Consider the following 17,524-nt stretch of genomic DNA (forward strand, 5'->3'; position numbering starts at 1 on the left):
ACGGCGTTACTTGCGGGCAAGCTTCATGTTGGCATTGTGTTGAGCGATGGCGTCTTCGAGATCCTCGTAGAAGAACAATTCACCGTTTTCCAGCACGGCGCCGTAGTCACAGAGATTGCGTATCTCGGAGATGGAATGGGTCACGACGATCGCGCCGGACGAAGCCATGCGATCCTTGAAGACCGTCGCGCTCTTGGCTCGGAAGGATGCGTCACCCACCGATGTCACCTCGTCCACCAGGTAGGTGTCAAACTTGATGCCCATTGAAATACCAAAGGCCAACCGCGAGCGCATCCCCGAGGAGTAAGAGCGCACAGGCATGTGGTAATGTCCGCCCAGCTCGGCGAAGTCGCTTACGAAATCCAGTAATTCCTCGGTATCGACCCCGTAGACCCGGGCGATGAACCGCACGTTCTGGGCGCCGGTCAGGTCACGGTGAAACGTCCCTGCGAAGCCGACCGGAAAGGAGATTTCGCCATCGGTCAGAATCTCGCCGCTGTCTGGGGGGAAATTGCCCGCGATCATCTGCAGCAGGGTGGATTTGCCGGCCCCGTTGCGCCCCAGCAATCCAACCGCCTTGCCCGTCGGAAAAACCGCGTTGATGCCCCGGGCGACGTATTTCGGGCCTTGCCGTGAGGGAAAGCTCTTGGTCAGGTTTCGCAGTTCAATCATCGCACTCAGCGGCGGTCCCGCAGGCTGTAATAGACAAGCACCAGAATGCACCAGCTGCCAAACAGGATAAGTGCGACGAGTCCCAGGATCAGCTCGCGGCGGGGATACTCGGGGCTTTCTGCGAGCGTTGGCTGCACATAAGCGGCGAGGTATCGGCTTTGACGCTGTGCATTGGCCTGGGCGGCATCGAAATTCGACAGGGCCGAGGTGTACTTGTTCTCGGCGAATTCGCGCTCGACGGTGAGCTTTTCGAATTCCGCCACCACGTCGGCGTAATCGCCTGCTTCCTCTTCGGAGCCGCCGCTGCCGAATTTCTGCCTTTCCTCCTGAATTCGCGCGCGAATCGCGGCGATCCGGCGTTCGGCCTGAATCACGCGGGGGTCTTCCTTGCGGGCGGATTCGCGCAGCAGGTCATAGTCGATCAACTCCTGCCCCAGCATTTGTTGCAACGATCCCAACAGCCCCATCTGCACCTGGATGTCGGCGTCGGGGTTCACGATCTGGTTGCGCGAACGGAAAGCGGTGAGGGCCTGCCGCGCGGTGCTGAGTTGTTCTAGCGCGGTCGCGAGATCTTCGCGCGCATAGCGCATGGCGTCTTCGCGGGCGATCGCCGAGAGCTCATTGATCATGCTGGAGCTTTCGGAAAATATCTCTTCGGCAATGCGTTTTGACGTCGCGGCGTCGAAGCTGAGCACCTCGACGTCGATCAGGCCGGTGCCCGGCGCATAGGAGATTCGCACCATGCGCTGCCAGAAATTCAGCAGATCCTCGATCGAGGCGCCGGGGGGCAAGGCAAAGATCGGGTCTGTCTCGTAGGGCGCGGAATAAAGTTCACGCAGGCCAAGCTTGGCGTCGATCTTGCTCACCAGTTCATGCGACTGGATGAATGCGAAGAGTACGTCGCTGTCCGATGAGCTTGCCGAGGAAAAATTGGTCAGCCCGCCGAGAATGTCCACGGCAGTGGGGGCCTCTTCGCGGCGTACGGTGAAGGCCACGGAGGAGGCGAATTGGTCATGCGCGTTTGTCCACAGGTAATAGGCGGCCGCACCGATCGGTGCGAGCACGAGGATCAAGAAGGACAGGAGGATGCCCATGTGCCGCCGCTTGGGGCGCGCCGACTGTGCAGGTGGGCGCGGTTTGGATTTTTGGGCAGCGGGCTTTGTCTTGGCCGCTGGTTTTTTCGCGGGGGCCTCATCTGTCTTGGCGGAGTCGGATGCGGTCGTTTTTGCCGTCTGGTCTTGGGGCGATTGATCATTCATCACGGCTGTGGTCCAAAGGCATGGGCAAATACTGCTTGTCTATAGGACAGATGGAACCATGTCGCAATGAACACTTCGCCGGATACCGGAGTTCCGCCGCCCCAACGCCCGCTGGGGCCTGCACGCGCCAAGGGCGGCACGGGTCGGGTGGTCGGTGCGCTGATCCTGCGCGAGATGTCCACCACTTATGGCAGATCCCCGGGGGGGTATGTCTGGGCGGTGCTGGAACCGGCGGCGGCCATTTTCATGATGACGCTCGCGTTTTCCCTATTGTTCCGGTCGCCGTCACTGGGAACGAATTTCCTGCTGTTCTATGCCAGTGCCCTGTTACCGCTTCGGGTTTTTCAGAACCTGTCGCAGGCGGTGGGGGCGGCGATCCAGTTCAACCGTCCGCTGATGGCCTATCCGCGGGTGACCTATGTCGACACCATCGCGGCGCGGGCGATCCTGGCGGTCCTGACACAGACCATGGTGGTGCTGATCATCTTCGGCGGTATTTTCATCACTCAGGACATTCGCGAAAATATCGATATGGCGCCGATGCTGGAAGGGTTCCTGCTCGCTGTTTCGTTGGGTGTGGGGCTGGGCACCTTCAACTGTTTCATGTTCCTGCGCTTTGCCGTGTGGAAATCTGTCTGGGGCATCGCGACCCGGCCGCTTATCATCATTTCGGGGGTTTTCTACATCTACGAAGACCTTCCGCTTATTGCCCAGGATCTTTTGTGGTTCAACCCGTTGATCCATGTAACGGGGATCGTCCGGTCCGGGGTCTATTCCACTTACGATCCCGCCTATATCTCCCGGACCTACGTGATCTTTTTCGGGCTCATTCCGATGGTTTTCGGCCTGTTGCTCTTGTGGCGTTACGGGCGCGATATACTGCAACGCTGACATGTTTCGTGCCCGCCGTTGAGGTGTTCCCGATGATGCGGTCGGGGAGAGAATCCCCGGCTGGCGGGGGTTGCACTTTGTCGAAAGTCGCGCGCATCATCGCGCCGAATGAACAGGAGCGATGTAATGGATCTTGCCGAGAAACTGATGTTGGAAATCGAGGCGCGGCGCGCCGATCTGGTCGAGCTGACGCAGGAATTGATTCGGATTCCCACACTCAACCCGCCCGGTGAGAATTACCGGGAAATCTGCGATTTTCTCGACCGGCGGCTGGTGCGACACGGGTTTCAGACGGAACTCGTGCGCGCCGAGGGCGCAATCGGTGACAGCGACAAGTATCCACGCTGGAACTTAATCGCGCGTAAAGAGGGCGCACAGCCCGGCGATTGCGTGCATTTCAACTCGCACATCGACGTGGTCGAGGTCGGGCGCGGCTGGACCACCGACCCGTTCGGCGGCGAGGTGAAGGACGGCAAGGTCTATGGCCGGGGGGCCTGTGACATGAAGGGCGGGCTTGCGGCGAGCATCGTGGCAGCCGAAGCCTTTATCGCCGTCTGCCCCGATTTCAAGGGCGCAATCGAGATCAGCGGAACGGCGGACGAGGAATCGGGTGGTTTTGGCGGCGTGGCCTATCTTGCTGAAAAGGGATACTTTTCCCCGGAACGTGTGCAGCATGTGATCATTCCCGAGCCGCTCAACAAGGACCGGATCTGCCTTGGCCACAGGGGCGTCTGGTGGGCCGAAATCGAGACCCATGGCGAGATCGCGCATGGCTCGATGCCGTTCCTGGGCGATTGCGCGGTGCGGCATATGGGGGCGGTGATGACGGAGATGGAGGCGAGCCTGTTTCCGCTGTTGGCGACCAAGCGGACGGATATGCCGGTGGTGCCGGAGGGGGCGAAGCAATCGACGCTCAACATCAATTCCATCCATGGTGGCGAGAGCGAGCAGGACGAAGATTATACAGGTTTGCCAAGCCCTTGCGTGCCGGACTCGTGTCGGATGGTGATCGACCGGCGGTTCCTGATCGAGGAAGATATCGACGAGGTGCAGGCCGAAATCCTTAACGTGCTGACCACGGTGCAGGGGCGGCGCGAGAATTTCCGGTTCGACGTGCGCGAGTTGCAGCGCGTGCTGCCCTCGATGACCGAGAAAAGCGCGCCGGTGGTGCAATCGGTCGCCCGCGCGATTGCGGACGTGATGGGCAAGGAAGCGGATTATGTCGTAAGTCCGGGCACTTACGACCAGAAGCATATCGACCGGATCGGGCGATTGAAGAATTGCATCGCCTATGGGCCGGGCATCCTGAACCTTGCCCACAAGCCCGATGAGTATGTCGGAATCGACGACATGGTCGAGAGCGCACAGGTCATGGGGCGGTCTTTGCTCGACCTTTTGGGTTAACGCGGCGGTCGGTGGGGTTAACACGATTTTTCGGCGGAAAATCGGGGGGTGACATCCGGCTGCTGTCCGGCTGTCGCCCGGCTGCCGGGTAATGACGGGGTGGCGGCGCGAAAACGGGTTAACGCGGCGCGCGCCGTCGTCGATCCGGCGTTGAAGGGGCGCGCGGGACGTGATCAAGTCGCCGCGAAAAAACGGAGAGTGGGACATGATGCAAAACGGTGGTGAGCTTCTGGTGCAAAGCCTTGTCGGGCTGGGCGCGACCAAGGCGTTTGGCGTGCCGGGAGAAAGCTATCTCGCGGTGCTCGATGCGCTGCACGACACGAGCGGACAACTCGATTTCGTGCTGTGCCGGAACGAGGGCGGCGCGGGGTTCATGGCCGCCGCATGGGGCAAGCTGACCGGAAGCCCGGGCATCTGCATGGTCACGCGCGGCCCCGGCGCCACCAATGCCGCGATCGGGGTGCACACGGCGATGCAGGACAGCGTGCCGATGATCCTTTTCGTCGGGCAGGTCGGCACCGACATGAAAGGGCGCGAGGCGTTCCAGGAGATCGACTATCCGGCGATGTATGGCCGGGTTGCGAAATGGGCGGTCGAGATCGACGACGTGGAGCGCATCCCCGAGATATTGGCGCGGGCGTGGAAAACCGCCACGACCGGGCGGCCCGGGCCGGTGGTTGTTGCCCTGCCCGAGGACATGCTGACCAGCCGGAGCGATGCCGCGCCGCTGGGGCCGCTGGCGAAGATCGCCGAGCCGCAGCCCGACCCGGATGCCGTGCAAGAGGCGCGCGCGATCCTTGGCGCGGCGAAGCGTCCGGTGATCCTTTATGGCGGCAGCAACTGGAGCGATGCGGGGCGCGCGGCGTTGCAAGAATTCGCCGAGGCGAGCGATATTCCGGTGGTGACGGCGTTTCGTTTTGCCGACCGGTTCGACAACCATTCGCCGGTGTTCTGTGGCGAGGCCGGGGTCGGCATGGTGCCATCGGTCAAGCGGCTCATTGGCGAGGCGGATGTGATCCTTGCGATCAACAACCGGTTTGGCGAGAATTCGACCGACGGGTATACGCTTCTTGATGTGCCGATCCCGAAACAGCGGCTCATCCATGTGCATGGCGCCGAAAGCGAGCTGGGCAAGGTGTATCAGCCTGCGCTCGGTATTCAGGCCGGGCATGATGCCTTTGCCAAGGCGCTGGCCGAGGTGCCGGTCAAGGGCGATTGGGGCGCGTGGCGGCAGGAAGGGCGCGCGGCCTATGAGGCGGCGTTCGATCTGCAGGACCAGCCCTCGCCGGTGGATATGGGCAAGGTCATGGCGCATCTGCGGGCGGTTCTGCCCGAGGATGCGATCGTGACCAATGGCGCGGGGAATTTCGCGATCTGGCCCGGCAAGTTCATCAAGTATGGCCCCGCAATGCGCCACATCGCCCCGCAATCGGGGGCCATGGGGTATGGCGTGCCGGCGGCGATTGCCGCCAAGATCGCCCATCCCGGGCGCGAGGTGGTGTGTTTCACGGGCGATGGCGATTTCCAGATGAATTGTCAGGAACTGGCCAGCGCGGCACAGGCCGGGGCGCAGCCGATCATCCTGATCCTCAACAACGGCATTTACGGCACGATCCGCGCCCACCAGGAGCAGCATTACCCGGCCCGGGTGTCGGGCACGACGATGGTGAGCCCGGATTTCGCGGCACTTGCCCGGGCCTATGGGTTTCACGGCGAGCGGGTCGAGACGACCGGGGATTTCGCCGCCGCCTATGAGCGGGCGCGTGCGGCCAAGGGGGGTGCGGTGCTGGATCTCGCGATTTCGGAAGAGGCGCTGACGCCGCGGGTGACGCTGAGCCAGATGCGCGAGGCGGCGCTTGAGGCGCAAAAGGCGGGGTAGGGCAATGCAAGATCGCTATGACGTGGTGATCGTGGGCGGCGCGGTGATCGGCTCGGCGGTGGCCTATTACCTGATGCGTGATCCCGATTTCGACGGGTCGGTTCTCGTGATCGAGCGCGACCCCAGCTATGCGCAATGTTCCACCGCGCTTTCGGCGGCGGGGATCAGGACGCAGTTTTCCAATGCGATCAATGTCGAGATCAGCAAGTACGGCGGCGAGGTGATCCGCGATTTCGCCGACCTGACACAGGTGGGCGATACGCGGATCGACCTCAATTTCCACGAGGGCGGGTATCTGTTCCTTGCGCAAAGCGCGGAGCAGGAGGCGATCCTGCGCGAGAACCACGCGGTGCAGACCTCCTGCGGCGCCGATGTGGTGCTGTGGGATCGTGATGCGCTGGCCGAGGCGTTTCCGCATCTGCGGGTGGATGACATCAGGCTGGCCTCTTACGGGCGCTCGGGCGAGGGGTGGTTCGACAATACCGGGCTGATCCGGGGGTTTCGCGGCAAGGCGCGGGACGAGGGGGCGGACTATGTCACCGGCGAGGTCACGGGCATTGTGCGCGACGGTGGGCGGGTGACGGGTGTGCATCTCGCCACCGGCGAGGAGATCGGCGCGGGCTGGGTCGTCAACGCCGCCGGGCCGCGGGCGGCGAAGGTGGCGGGGATGGCCGGGCTGCACATTCCGGTCGAGCCGCGCAAGCGCACGCAGTTCGTGTTCGATTGTGCCCGCTCGCCACAGGGCAGCGCGCGGGTGAAGGGCGGGCACTTGCCGTTGATGATCGACCCCACGGGGGTCTATTGTCGACCCGAGGGGCGGTATTTCCTGACCGGCTGTCCGCCGGTCGAGGACGTGGCCGTCGACTGGGACGATTTCGAGCCGCATCACGCGTTGTTCGAAGAGGTGATCTGGCCCGCGCTGGCCGAACGCTCGGAGGCGTTCGAGGCGGTGAAGGTGGTCAACCTCTGGGCCGGGCATTACGCGTTCAACACGCTTGACCATAACATGGTGATCGGGCCGCACCCGGAGGTGGAGAATTTCATCTTTGCCAACGGGTTCTCGGGGCATGGGCTGCAACAGGCGCCCGCCACGGGGCGCGGGGTGAGCGAGTTGATCGCGCATGGCGGGTTTCGCACGCTCGACCTTGCGCCGCTCGGGTTCGAGCGGGTGGTGAGCGGGCGGCCGTTCCTGGAGAAGGCGGTGATCTGATCGCGCGGGGTGCAGGTGCTTGATCCCGCGCGGAATTGCGGCGAGAGTGGCGCAGGTGACATTCAAGCGCCGCAACAGCGGCCGGACAAAACGGGGAGAAATCTGATGTCTTTCATGAAACTGGGCGCGGTGAGCGCGCTTGCGATGATGATGGCCACGGGCGGGGCGCTGGCGAAAAGCGATATCGTGGTGGCGATGCAGCTTGAGCCGCCGCATCTCGACCCGACGGGGGGTGCCGCGGGCGCGATCGACAGCGTGCTTTACTCGAACGTGTTCGAGGGGCTGACGCGGTTTGCCGCGGATGGCTCGATCATCCCGGGGCTGGCGCGTGAGTGGGAGATTTCCGAGGACGGGCTGACCTATACGTTCAACCTGGCCGAGGGGGTGATGTTTCACGATGGCACCGCGATGGATGCCGAGGACGTGAAATTCAGCCTCGATCGCGCCCGCGCCGAGGACAGCGCCAACGCGCAAAAGGCGCTGTTCGCGGGGATCGAAGAGGTCGAGGTGGTGGACCCGACGACCGTGCGGGTGACGCTTTCGGAGCCCGATGGCAATTTCCTGTTCAACATGGCCTGGGGCGACGCGGTGATCGTGGCGCCCGAGAGCATCGAGAACATCAAGCAGCAGCCGGTCGGCACGGGCGCGTTCAAGTTCGCCAACTGGGTGCAGGGCGACAACATCACGCTTGAGCGGAACCCCGATTACTGGGGCACGCCTGCGCAGCTCGATAACGTGACGTTCAAGTTCATTTCCGACCCGACGGCGGCCTTTGCCGCGGTGATGGCCGAGGATGTGGACGTGTTCACCGCCTTTCCCGCGCCCGAGAACCTGCCGCAATTCGAGGCCGATCCGCGGTTCGAGGTGATCGTGGGCAACACCGAGGGCGAAACCATCCTGTCGACCAACAACAAGATGCCGCCGCTTGACAACGTGACGGTGCGCAAGGCGATTGCCCATGCGATCAACCGGCAGGAGATCATCGACGGGGCGATGTTCGGCCTCGGCACGCCGATCGGCACGCATTTTGCGCCGCATCATCCCGATTACGTCGATCTGACCGGCAATTCGCAATATGACCCGGAGCTGGCGAAAGAGCTTCTGGCCGAGGCGGGGTTTGCCGACGGGTTCACGACCACGCTCAAACTGCCGCCGCCGTCCTACGCGCGGCGCGGCGGCGAGATCGTGGCGTCGCAACTGCGCGCCGTGGGGATCGAGACCGAGATTTCCAACCTCGAATGGGCGCAATGGCTTGAACAGGTGTTCACCGGCAAGGATTACGGGCTGACCATCGTGAGCCATACCGAGCCGATGGATATCAACATCTATGCGCGGCCGGATTACTATTTCCAGTATGACAACCCGGATTTCCAGGCGCTGATGGACGAGTTGACCCGCACCACCGATCCCGAAGCGCGCAGCGCGTTGCTGAAAAAGGCGCAGACCATCATCAGCGAGGATTACGTGAACGGGTATCTCTTCCAGCTTGCCACGCCGACCGTGGCCAAGGCGGGCGTGCGCGGCATGTGGAAGGACGCGCCGACCCAGGCCGTGGACCTGACCGGGGTTTACTGGGAAGAGTAACGGCCCCGAAGCGCCATGCCAGCCGCCCTTTGCCGTGAGAGAGGCGAAGGGCGGCTGTGCGGGGAGCGGCCGTTGACGTCTGCCAATGTCCAAGGCTATCTCACCGCCCCGGACGCAGAACGAGAAAGCGCATGACGATAGAGATTAGGCCGTTATGCGCCGAAGATTTTCGTGACGTTGGCCGTATTTTCTTTTGTGCCGTTCACGAAGGGACGCAACACGCCTATACCCTTGAACAAAGGCGAGCGTGGGCTGGCGACACGATAGATCTATCCCGTTGGAAGGACCGTCTGACAACGCTTGCCGGTTTCATTGCAGAAGAAGACGGCGATCCGGTCGGGTTCATGACCATAGACCGAACAGGGTATGTCGACCTTGCTTTCGTGCTGCCCTCGGCGGCGGGAAAAGGCGTCGGTGGTAGCCTTTTGAACGCTGTCGAGCATTGGGCCGTGGCGAATGGCGCGACCCGCTTGACGAGCGCGGCGAGTCTGGTTGCCCGATCATTCTTTGAAAAGAATGGATGGACCGTGCTGGAAGAGGAAGAGATAGACCGCCACGGTGTTGTCTTGAGGCGCTTCCAGATGCAGAAAACCCTCGCAGAGGGTGGTCAATAAGGGTGCGAAACGGTCTTCTGCGATAGCACCCAAAGGTTTTCGCCCGTCATCGGGGAAAGCGGTGGGATCGCAGATCGGGATTAATACCTGTATCCATGTCGCCCTCTGGATGGCAGACTTGATGCACCGGGTGAACAGGCCCGGTTCAGTATCGTGCTGACAGGGAGGAACGACATGAAACGGACAATACCAACCATTGCGGCGCTTGCGCTGCTGGCCGGGGGCGCGGCGGCGGCGCAGGACGGGGCCGCCTGCGAGGCGCTGCACAATGCGCCCATTGCATCGGGATTCGTCACCTCGTCGCGGGTGGTGGACGCGACCGAGGATCTGCCCGCCTATTGCGAGGTGCGCGCGGTGGCGCTGCCGGCGATCAATATCGAGGTGCGCCTGCCGATGGAGGGCTGGAACGGCAGGTATTACCAGGCCGGGTGCGGCGGGTTCTGCGGAATCCTGGGCCGGGCGGATGCCAGCGGCGGCTGGGTCAACGCGATGCGCCCGGGGTTGCAGCGCGGCTATGCCACGGCCACGTCCGATAGTGGGCATCACGGGCTTTCGGTGCTCGATGGCGGGTGGGCCTACAACAACCCCCATGCCGAGCGTGACTGGGGGTATCGCTCGATCGGGGAAACCCATCGCGTTGCGCAGTCGATGATCACCCGGTTCTATGGCGATGTCTCGGAGCAGGCGGTGTTCCAGGGCTGTTCCACCGGCGGGCGGATGGCACATGTTGCCGCGCTGCGATACCCCGAGATGTTCGACGGCATCATCTCGGGTGCACCGGCGATGGATTACACCGGGCTGGTGGCGACCAACGCATCATGGGTCATCCAGGCCAATACCGACGAGAATGGCGAGATGATCCTCAAGCCCGGGCGTGACAAGCTGGTGGGTGACGTGGTGATGGCGCAATGCGATGCGGTTGACGGGGCCGAGGACGGGCTCATCGCGGACCCGAGGCAATGCGAGGTGGATCTTGCGCAGGCGCAATGCAGCGGCGAAGCGGGCGAGGATTGCCTGACCGCGGAAGAGATCGAAGTCGTGGAAAAATGGCGGCAAGGGCCGGTCAATTCCGCCGGGGAGAGCCTCTATCCCGGGGCGTTGATGCCCGGGTCCGAACCGTTCTGGTGGCTGTGGGTGATCGGCAATGAAAAGGGCCAGGGTGGCCTGACCCCGGGCTTTGCCACCGATTTCGGGCGCTACATGGCGTTTGACGAAGATCCCGGCGTGAACTGGACACCGACGGATTTCGATTTCGACCGCGACCCGGGGCGGATGGGTGCGTCGAGCGCGATGTATAACGGCGACAATCCCGATATCTCGGGTTTCCGCGCGGCGGGGGGCAAGATGATCGTCTGGCATGGCTGGTCGGATGCGATTGTCCCACCGATGAAGACCGTCGAATGGCACGAGCAGGCCGCCGAGGTCGCGGGCGGCGAAGAGGCGCTGGCCGAGAACGTGGCGCTTTTCATGATCCCGGGCATGGATCATTGCGGTATCGTGCCGGGTGCGGGCGGCATCAGCCAGGCCAGCATCGACCCGATGACCGCGCTTGAGACATGGATGAATGACGGTGCGCGCCCGGCGTCGATCATGGCCGCCGAGTAAGCCCTGCCGGGGCGTAACGCGGGGGGTCGGGTGGCAGATGCCGTTCGGCCCCTTTTTCGCTCTGGACGGTGCCGACGGGCGGCTCTAGGTTCGCGCCATGCTTCGGTTCGCTTTCAAACGACTGGTATCGCTTGGCCTTTCGCTCGTTGTCGCGAGCGTGGTGATTTTCCTCTTTGTAGAGGTCGTGCCGGGCGATCCGGCGGCCTATATGCTGGGGCTCAACGCCACCGAGGAGACGCTGGCGGCGCTGCGCGAGCAGCTGGGGCTGAGCGGGACGCTTGCGGAGCGGTATCTTTCGTGGGTGGGCGGGATGCTGCGCGGTGATTTCGGCACCTCCTATACCTATCGCACGCCGGTTTCCGAGATGATCGCGGACCGGATGTGGATTTCCCTGCCGCTGGCGATCTATGCGCTGACGCTGTCCACGCTGATTGCCTTTCCGGCGGGGATCTGGGCGGCCAGCAAGCGTGGCAGTGCCGCGGATGTGAGCGTGATGGGGCTCACGCAGCTTGGCGTGGCGATCCCGAATTTCTGGTTCGCGATGCTGATGGTCTTGGTGTTCGCGATCAACTTGCGCTGGTTCAGCGCGGGGGGCTTTGCGGGTTGGGAGGCGGGGGTTTACCCGGCGATGAAATCGCTGACCCTGCCCGCGATTGCACTTGCCCTGCCGCAGGCGAGCATTCTGGCGCGGGTGATGCGTTCGTCGCTGCTCGACACGCTGTCGGAGGATTTCATCCGCACGGCGCGGGCCAAGGGGCTGACCAAGCGGCAGGCGCTGTGGCGTCATGCGCTCAGGAATGCGCTGATCCCGGTGCTGACGATCATCGGGCTGCAATTCTCGTTCCTCCTGGCCGGGGCGATCATCATCGAGAACGTGTTTTTCCTGCCCGGGCTGGGGCGGCTGGTGTTCCAGGCGATCAGCGCGCGTGACCTGATCGTGGTGGAATCGGTGGTGATGCTGTTGGTGTTCGCGGTGATCGTGGTGAATTTCGCGGTCGATATCGCCTATGCGGCGGTCGATCCACGGCTGAGGGTGCGGGGATGACGGAGACCGGGTTTCTTGGTGCCGCGCTGCGCTCGCGCAGCCTTGTCCTCGGGGCGGTCCTGACGGCGGTTTTCGTGCTGGCGGCGGTGGTGAGCTTTCTGTGGGTGCCGCATGATGTCACGGCGATGGACATCCCGAACCGGATGAAGGGCCCGGAAGGGGCGCATCCGCTGGGCACGGATCATTTCGGGCGCGATATCCTGTCGATGATCATGGTGGGCGCGCGCACCTCGATCGCGGTGGCGGTCGTGGCGGTGGGGATCGGCATGGTGCTGGGCGTGCCGCTGGGGTTGGCGGCGGCGGCCAGGAAGGGCAGTCTGCTGGATGAGGTGATCATGCGGGGCAATGACCTTGTCTTTGCCTTCCCCTCGCTGTTGATCGCGATCATGATCACCGCCGTGTTCGGCGCTTCGGCGCTCAACGCGATCATCGCGATCGGGATTTTCAACATCCCGGTCTTTGCGCGGCTGACGCGGGGGGCGGCGCTGTCGCTCTGGACGCGCGATTACGTGATGGCGGCGCGGGTGGCGGGCAAGGGGGCCACGCGGATCAGTTTCGAGCATATCCTGCCCAACGTGACCAACCTCCTGATCGTGCAGGGGACGATCCAGTTTTCGCTTGGTATCCTGGCCGAGGCGGCGCTGTCTTACGTCGGGCTGGGGGCGCAGCCGCCGCTGCCGAGCTGGGGGCGGATGCTGGCCGACAGCCAGACGATGATTTCCATCGCGCCGCATATGGCGATTTTCCCGGGGCTGGCGATCCTGCTGACCGTGCTGGGACTCAACCTGATGGGGGACGGGTTGCGCGATCTTTTCGATCCCAAGATCAGGAGGGTGGGACGATGAAGATGCGGCTGTTCCTTGCAGAGGGATGCAGGAGCGGGGGCCAGCCCCCGCACCCCCGGAGTATTTCAAGCAAGATGAAGGAGCTGGTTTTTCGAGCCGACAGAAGGGGGCGCGCGCGATGAGCCTTCTGGAGATCGAGGGGCTGGATCTGGACATCCATGGCGAGGCGATCCTCAAGGGGGTTTCGCTGGCCGTTCAGCCGGGGCAGATCGTGGGGGTGATCGGCGAGAGCGGGTCGGGCAAGTCGATGACGGCGTTCTCGGTGATGCAGCTTTTGCCCGACGGCGCGATGTGCCGGGGGCGGGTCACGCTGGGCGGGCATGAAATGCTGAGCCTGCCGGAACCGAGCCTGTGCCGGTTGCGCGGCAACGAGGTCGGCATGGTGTTCCAGGAGCCGATGACCGCATTGAACCCGATCCAGACCATCGGCGCGCAGGTGGCGGAGACGATCCTGATCCACGAGGATGTGAGCCGCGCCGAGGCCATGGCGCGGGCGCGCGAGGCGCTGGAACGGTGCGAGTTGCCGGAGGCGAAATTCCCGCTTTCGCGCTATCCGCATGAACTCAGCGGCGGGCAGCGGCAGCGCGTGGTGATCGCCATGGCGATTGCGCTGCGCCCGAAGCTGCTGATCGCGGATGAGCCGACCACGGCGCTTGATGTGACGACGCAGGCGCAGATCCTGCGGCTGCTGCGGCGGCTGGTCGACGAGGACGGCATGGGACTCATGCTGATCACGCATGACCTGGCGGTGGTGGCGGACATGGCCCATGAGATCGTGATCATGCGGCATGGCGAGGTGGTCGAGGCCGGGCCGACGGGGCGGGTGTTCGACGAGATGCGCCACCCCTATACCCGCGCGCTCTTCGAGGCGTCGGGGCATCAGCCCGAGCGCGAGGAGTCGCCGCGTGATGTGCCGCTCTTGCAGGTGCGCGACGTGGTGCGCGACTATGCCCTGCCGCGCACGCGGCTTTTCGCCCCGCAGGAGCATTTCCGGGCGGTGAATGGCGTGAGTTTCGAGATCGCGAAGGGCGAGAGCCTTGGCCTCGTGGGGGAATCGGGGTGTGGAAAATCGACCCTGACACGGGCCATTCTGGGGCTGGAAGAGGTGCAGGCCGGCGAGATCCTTCTGGATGGCGAGCCGGTCTTTACCGGGCACAGGCCCAACCGCGATGTGCGCCGCCGGATGCAGGTGGTGTTCCAGGACCCGTTCGGAAGTTTCAACCCGCGCTGGAAGGTTGGGCCGCTCGTGGCCGAACCGTTCCACCTTCTGCGCGATCCGCCCACGGGGGCCGCGCGGGATGCCGCCATTGCCGAGGCGCTGGAAAGCGTGGGGTTGGCGGCGGAGGACCGGCACAAGTACATCCACGAGTTCAGCGGCGGACAGCGGCAGCGGATCGCGATTGCCCGTGCGCTGATCATCAAGCCCGAGCTGATCATCCTTGACGAGGCGGTGAGCGCGCTTGACGTGAGCATCCGCGCGCAGATCCTCGATCTGCTGGCCGATCTTTCGGCGCGGTTCGGGCTGACTTACCTGTTCATCAGCCATGACCTGAGCGTGGTGCGCACCATCACCGACCGGGTGATGGTGATGCAGGCGGGCGAGATCGTCGAGGAGGGGCCGACCGCCCTTGTCTTTGACGCGCCGCAACATGACTATACGAAAACGCTGATCGCGGCGGCGCCGGTTCTGCCGGAGCGCGGTGCGGCCTGAAGGAAAGGAAGTGACATGAGCCTTGAAGACCTGTGGTTCGATTCGTCGAAATGCCTGATCGCGGGGGAGTGGGTGGCGCCGTCGTCTGGCCAGACCCTGCCACTGATGAACCCCTCGACCGGGGAGCAGATCGGCGAGATCGCGCGCGGGCAAGAGGCGGATGTGGACGCGGCGGTGAATGCCGCGCGCAAGGCGTATGACGGCGTCTGGTCACGCACCCCGGCGGTGGAGCGCGGGCGCATCTTGATGCGGCTGCAAAGGCTGGTCGAGGAAAAGGTCGATCAGCTTGCCCGGCTGGAGGCGCTCGACGTGGGCAAGCCCTTGAAGCAGGCGCGGGCCGATGCGGTGGCGTTGGCGCGGTATATGGAATTCTATGGTGGGGCGGCGGACAAGCTGCACGGGCAGACCATCCCCTATCTGGATGGCTACACGGTTTACACGATGCGCGAACCGCACGGGGTGACGGCGCATATCGTGCCGTGGAATTACCCGATGCAGATCATCGGGCGCAGCGTCGGTGCGGCGCTGGCCGCCGGGAACGCCTGTGTGCTGAAACCGGCCGAGGATGCGTGCCTTACCGCGCTGGCCTTTGCCGACCTGGCCAAGGCGGCGGGGCTGCCCGATGGGGTGTTGAACGTGGTGCCGGGGCTGGGGGGCGAGGCCGGGGCCGCGCTTTCGGGTCATGATGGCATCGACCATGTGAGCTTTACCGGGTCGGTCGCGACGGGTGCGATGATCCAGGCGACGGCGGCGAAAAACGTGGTGCCGGTGACACTGGAACTCGGCGGGAAAAGCCCGCAGGTCGTGTTCAACGATGCCGATATCGACGCGGCGCTGCCGTTCCTTGTCAATGCAGGGGTGCAGAACGCGGGCCAGACCTGTTCGGCCAGCTCGCGCATCCTTGTCCAGCGCGGGGTTTATGACGAGGTCGTGGGCCGGATGGCCGAGCGCTATGGCCAGTTGCGGGTCGGCCAGGCGATGAGCGATCTGGACGTGGGGCCGCTGATCTCTGCCAAGCAGAAGGGGATCGTGAGCGGGTTCCTCGATCAGGGGGCGGATCTTGAGACCGCCGGGCAGGCGAAACTGGTCGATGCGCCCGAGGGCGGCAATTACGTGGTGCCGACGCTGTTTTCCGGGGTGTCCGCCGGGCATGCACTGGCCCGGGACGAGATTTTCGGGCCGGTGCAGGTGGCCATTCCCTTTGATGACGAGGACGAGGCCGTGGCGATTGCCAATGGCACCGATTACGGGCTGGTGGCATCGGTCTGGAGCGAGAGCGGCGCGCGGCAGATGCGGCTGGCCCGCGCGATCCGCGCCGGGCAGGTTTTCATCAACAATTACGGCGCGGGCGGCGGGGTCGAACTGCCCTTTGGCGGGATGGGCAAGTCGGGGCACGGGCGCGAGAAAGGGTTCGAGGCGCTTTACGGGTTTACCGTGCTGAAAACGGTCGCGGCCTTTCATGGCTGAGGATTCCGCCCGACTGGAACGGATCGCGGGCGAGGTGCGGGCCTTCCTGGTGCCGCATTGGGCCGAATGGCACCGCAAGGCCGGGTCGCCCGAGGGGCAGCACAGCCTGTCCGAGGGCACATGCGGGCGGTCTTCGCGGTTCATGGTCGAGGTGTTGCGTGAGGCGGGGCTCAAAGCGCGGATGGCATTCGGATGTCCGATTGGATGCGATTGCGGGTTCTGCGCGCCAGAGGGCACGCGCGGGCATGCCTGGGCGGTGGTGCGCGATCCGGCGCGGATCGTCGACATCACCGCCGACCAGTTCGGCGATGCGCCGGTGATCGTGACCGGGGTGGATGATCCGCGCTATCACGAGGGCCATGACAGGGCTGATCCGGAATGGATCGAGAACCGCGAGCGCGTGATGCAGCGCCTGATGCCGTTGTGGCGGGCACGTGGGCTGAACGCGGACAAGGCAAGGGCGTCAGATGACGCGATGAGGCAAACGGGAGAAAGAACATGAGACTGACAGGAAAAACCGCGATCGTGACGGGGGCCGCCAGCGGCTTTGGCGCGGGAATCGCGCGCAAGTTCGCGGAAGAAGGCGCGCAGGTGATGGTGGTCGACATCAACGAAAAGGGCGCGATGGAGATGGCCGAGGACCTCGGCGCGGGGTCGTTCGGATCGGCGGCGAACGTGGCGGACTGGGACGACGTTTCGCGCGTGGTGAATGAGGCGCGCGAGGTGTTCGGCGGGGTCGATATCCTTGTGAACAACGCCGGTGTCACGCATATGCCCGCCCCGATGGAGGAGGTGAGCGAAGCCGATTTCGACCGGGTCTTTGACGTCAATTGCAAGTCGATCTATCTTTTCGCCCGGGCGCTGGTGCCGCATATGAAGGAGCGCGGGACCGGCGCGATCCTCAATGTCTCGTCCACGGCGGGGCTCAGCCCGCGGCCCAATCTCAACTGGTACAATTCTTCCAAGGGCTGGGTGAACACCGCGACCAAGGCGATGGCGGTCGAGCTTGCCCCGCGCGGCATCCGGGTCAACGCGATCAACCCGGTGGCGGGGGAAACGCCGCTTCTGGCATCGTTCATGGGCGAGGACACGCCCGAGATGCGCGCCAAGTTCCTCTCGACGATCCCGCTTGGCCGGTTCTCGACGCCCGAGGACATGGGCAACGCGGCGGCATTCCTGTGCAGCGAAGAGGCGGGCATGATCACCGGCATCTGCATGGAAGTGGATGGCGGGCGTTGCATCTGAGGTGAATTGACACGCGACGGAAGGGCCTTTGGTTCTGGCTGATGGTCCTTCCGCCCTGTTTCGGATCAGGCGGTCCGCTCCCTGCCGCCTCGC

The 17,524-nt window shown here is 64.0% G+C and carries 15 protein-coding genes; 13 read left to right on the forward strand and 2 right to left on the reverse strand.

Going from position 1 to position 17,524, the window contains the following annotated elements:
• Positions 1 to 6: 6 nt before the first annotated feature.
• Positions 7 to 672, reverse strand: coding sequence for an ABC transporter ATP-binding protein (locus FLO80_RS16055; RefSeq protein ID WP_111364234.1), 666 nt, complete (start codon positions 670 to 672; stop codon positions 7 to 9).
• 5 nt (positions 673 to 677) lie between these two features.
• Complete coding sequence (locus tag FLO80_RS16060; protein ID WP_246156705.1) at positions 678 to 1,766, reverse strand: KpsE/RkpR family capsule polysaccharide export protein; 1,089 nt, start codon at positions 1,764 to 1,766, stop codon at positions 678 to 680.
• Positions 1,767 to 1,997: 231 nt separating this feature from the next.
• On the opposite strand from FLO80_RS16060, the gene FLO80_RS16065 reads away from it, so the two are divergent.
• From FLO80_RS16065 to FLO80_RS16125, 13 genes are all read left to right on the forward strand, one after another.
• On the forward strand, positions 1,998 to 2,822 hold the full coding sequence (locus FLO80_RS16065) for an ABC transporter permease (protein WP_111364230.1): 825 nt from the start codon (positions 1,998 to 2,000) through the stop codon (positions 2,820 to 2,822).
• A gap of 126 nt (positions 2,823 to 2,948) precedes the next feature.
• A complete protein-coding gene (locus FLO80_RS16070; protein ID WP_111364228.1) occupies positions 2,949 to 4,226 on the forward strand; it encodes an acetylornithine deacetylase/succinyl-diaminopimelate desuccinylase family protein in 1,278 nt (425 codons plus the stop codon).
• Between the two features lie 205 nt (positions 4,227 to 4,431).
• Positions 4,432 to 6,105 (forward strand): thiamine pyrophosphate-dependent enzyme, encoded by a 1,674-nt coding sequence (locus FLO80_RS16075; RefSeq protein WP_111364226.1) that lies wholly within the window; start codon positions 4,432 to 4,434, stop codon positions 6,103 to 6,105.
• A 4-nt stretch (positions 6,106 to 6,109) separates the two neighbouring features.
• Positions 6,110 to 7,315 carry an NAD(P)/FAD-dependent oxidoreductase gene (locus FLO80_RS16080; RefSeq protein ID WP_111364224.1) on the forward strand — a complete coding sequence of 402 codons (1,206 nt, stop codon included), beginning with the start codon at positions 6,110 to 6,112 and terminating at the stop codon, positions 7,313 to 7,315.
• 105 nt (positions 7,316 to 7,420) lie between these two features.
• On the forward strand, positions 7,421 to 8,899 hold the full coding sequence (locus FLO80_RS16085) for an ABC transporter substrate-binding protein (protein WP_223145492.1): 1,479 nt from the start codon (positions 7,421 to 7,423) through the stop codon (positions 8,897 to 8,899).
• A gap of 131 nt (positions 8,900 to 9,030) precedes the next feature.
• Positions 9,031 to 9,513: a GNAT family N-acetyltransferase gene (locus FLO80_RS16090; RefSeq protein ID WP_111364222.1), complete on the forward strand. Its 483-nt coding sequence runs from the start codon at positions 9,031 to 9,033 to the stop codon at positions 9,511 to 9,513.
• A gap of 174 nt (positions 9,514 to 9,687) precedes the next feature.
• Positions 9,688 to 11,118 (forward strand): tannase/feruloyl esterase family alpha/beta hydrolase, encoded by a 1,431-nt coding sequence (locus tag FLO80_RS16095; RefSeq protein WP_111364220.1) that lies wholly within the window; start codon positions 9,688 to 9,690, stop codon positions 11,116 to 11,118.
• A 97-nt stretch (positions 11,119 to 11,215) separates the two neighbouring features.
• A complete protein-coding gene (locus tag FLO80_RS16100) occupies positions 11,216 to 12,163 on the forward strand; it encodes an ABC transporter permease (protein ID WP_111364218.1) in 948 nt (315 codons plus the stop codon).
• Positions 12,160 to 13,008 (forward strand): ABC transporter permease, encoded by an 849-nt coding sequence (locus FLO80_RS16105; RefSeq protein WP_111364216.1) that lies wholly within the window; start codon positions 12,160 to 12,162, stop codon positions 13,006 to 13,008. The genes FLO80_RS16100 and FLO80_RS16105 overlap by 4 nt, the downstream gene beginning before the upstream one ends.
• 118 nt (positions 13,009 to 13,126) lie before the next feature.
• Positions 13,127 to 14,719 carry an ABC transporter ATP-binding protein gene (locus FLO80_RS16110; RefSeq protein WP_111364214.1) on the forward strand — a complete coding sequence of 531 codons (1,593 nt, stop codon included), beginning with the start codon at positions 13,127 to 13,129 and terminating at the stop codon, positions 14,717 to 14,719.
• A gap of 15 nt (positions 14,720 to 14,734) precedes the next feature.
• Positions 14,735 to 16,186: an aldehyde dehydrogenase family protein gene (locus FLO80_RS16115; RefSeq protein WP_111364212.1), complete on the forward strand. Its 1,452-nt coding sequence runs from the start codon at positions 14,735 to 14,737 to the stop codon at positions 16,184 to 16,186.
• Positions 16,179 to 16,688 (forward strand): transglutaminase-like domain-containing protein, encoded by a 510-nt coding sequence (locus FLO80_RS16120; protein ID WP_111364210.1) that lies wholly within the window; start codon positions 16,179 to 16,181, stop codon positions 16,686 to 16,688. Before FLO80_RS16115 ends, FLO80_RS16120 begins: the two co-directional genes overlap by 8 nt.
• Positions 16,685 to 17,431, forward strand: coding sequence for an SDR family oxidoreductase (locus FLO80_RS16125; RefSeq protein WP_111364208.1), 747 nt, complete (start codon positions 16,685 to 16,687; stop codon positions 17,429 to 17,431). Before FLO80_RS16120 ends, FLO80_RS16125 begins: the two co-directional genes overlap by 4 nt.
• The last annotated feature ends 93 nt before the right edge of the window (positions 17,432 to 17,524 follow it).

Origin of the sequence: Aquicoccus porphyridii (assembly GCF_008369105.1) — a bacterium.
Lineage (GTDB): Bacteria > Pseudomonadota > Alphaproteobacteria > Rhodobacterales > Rhodobacteraceae > Aquicoccus > Aquicoccus porphyridii.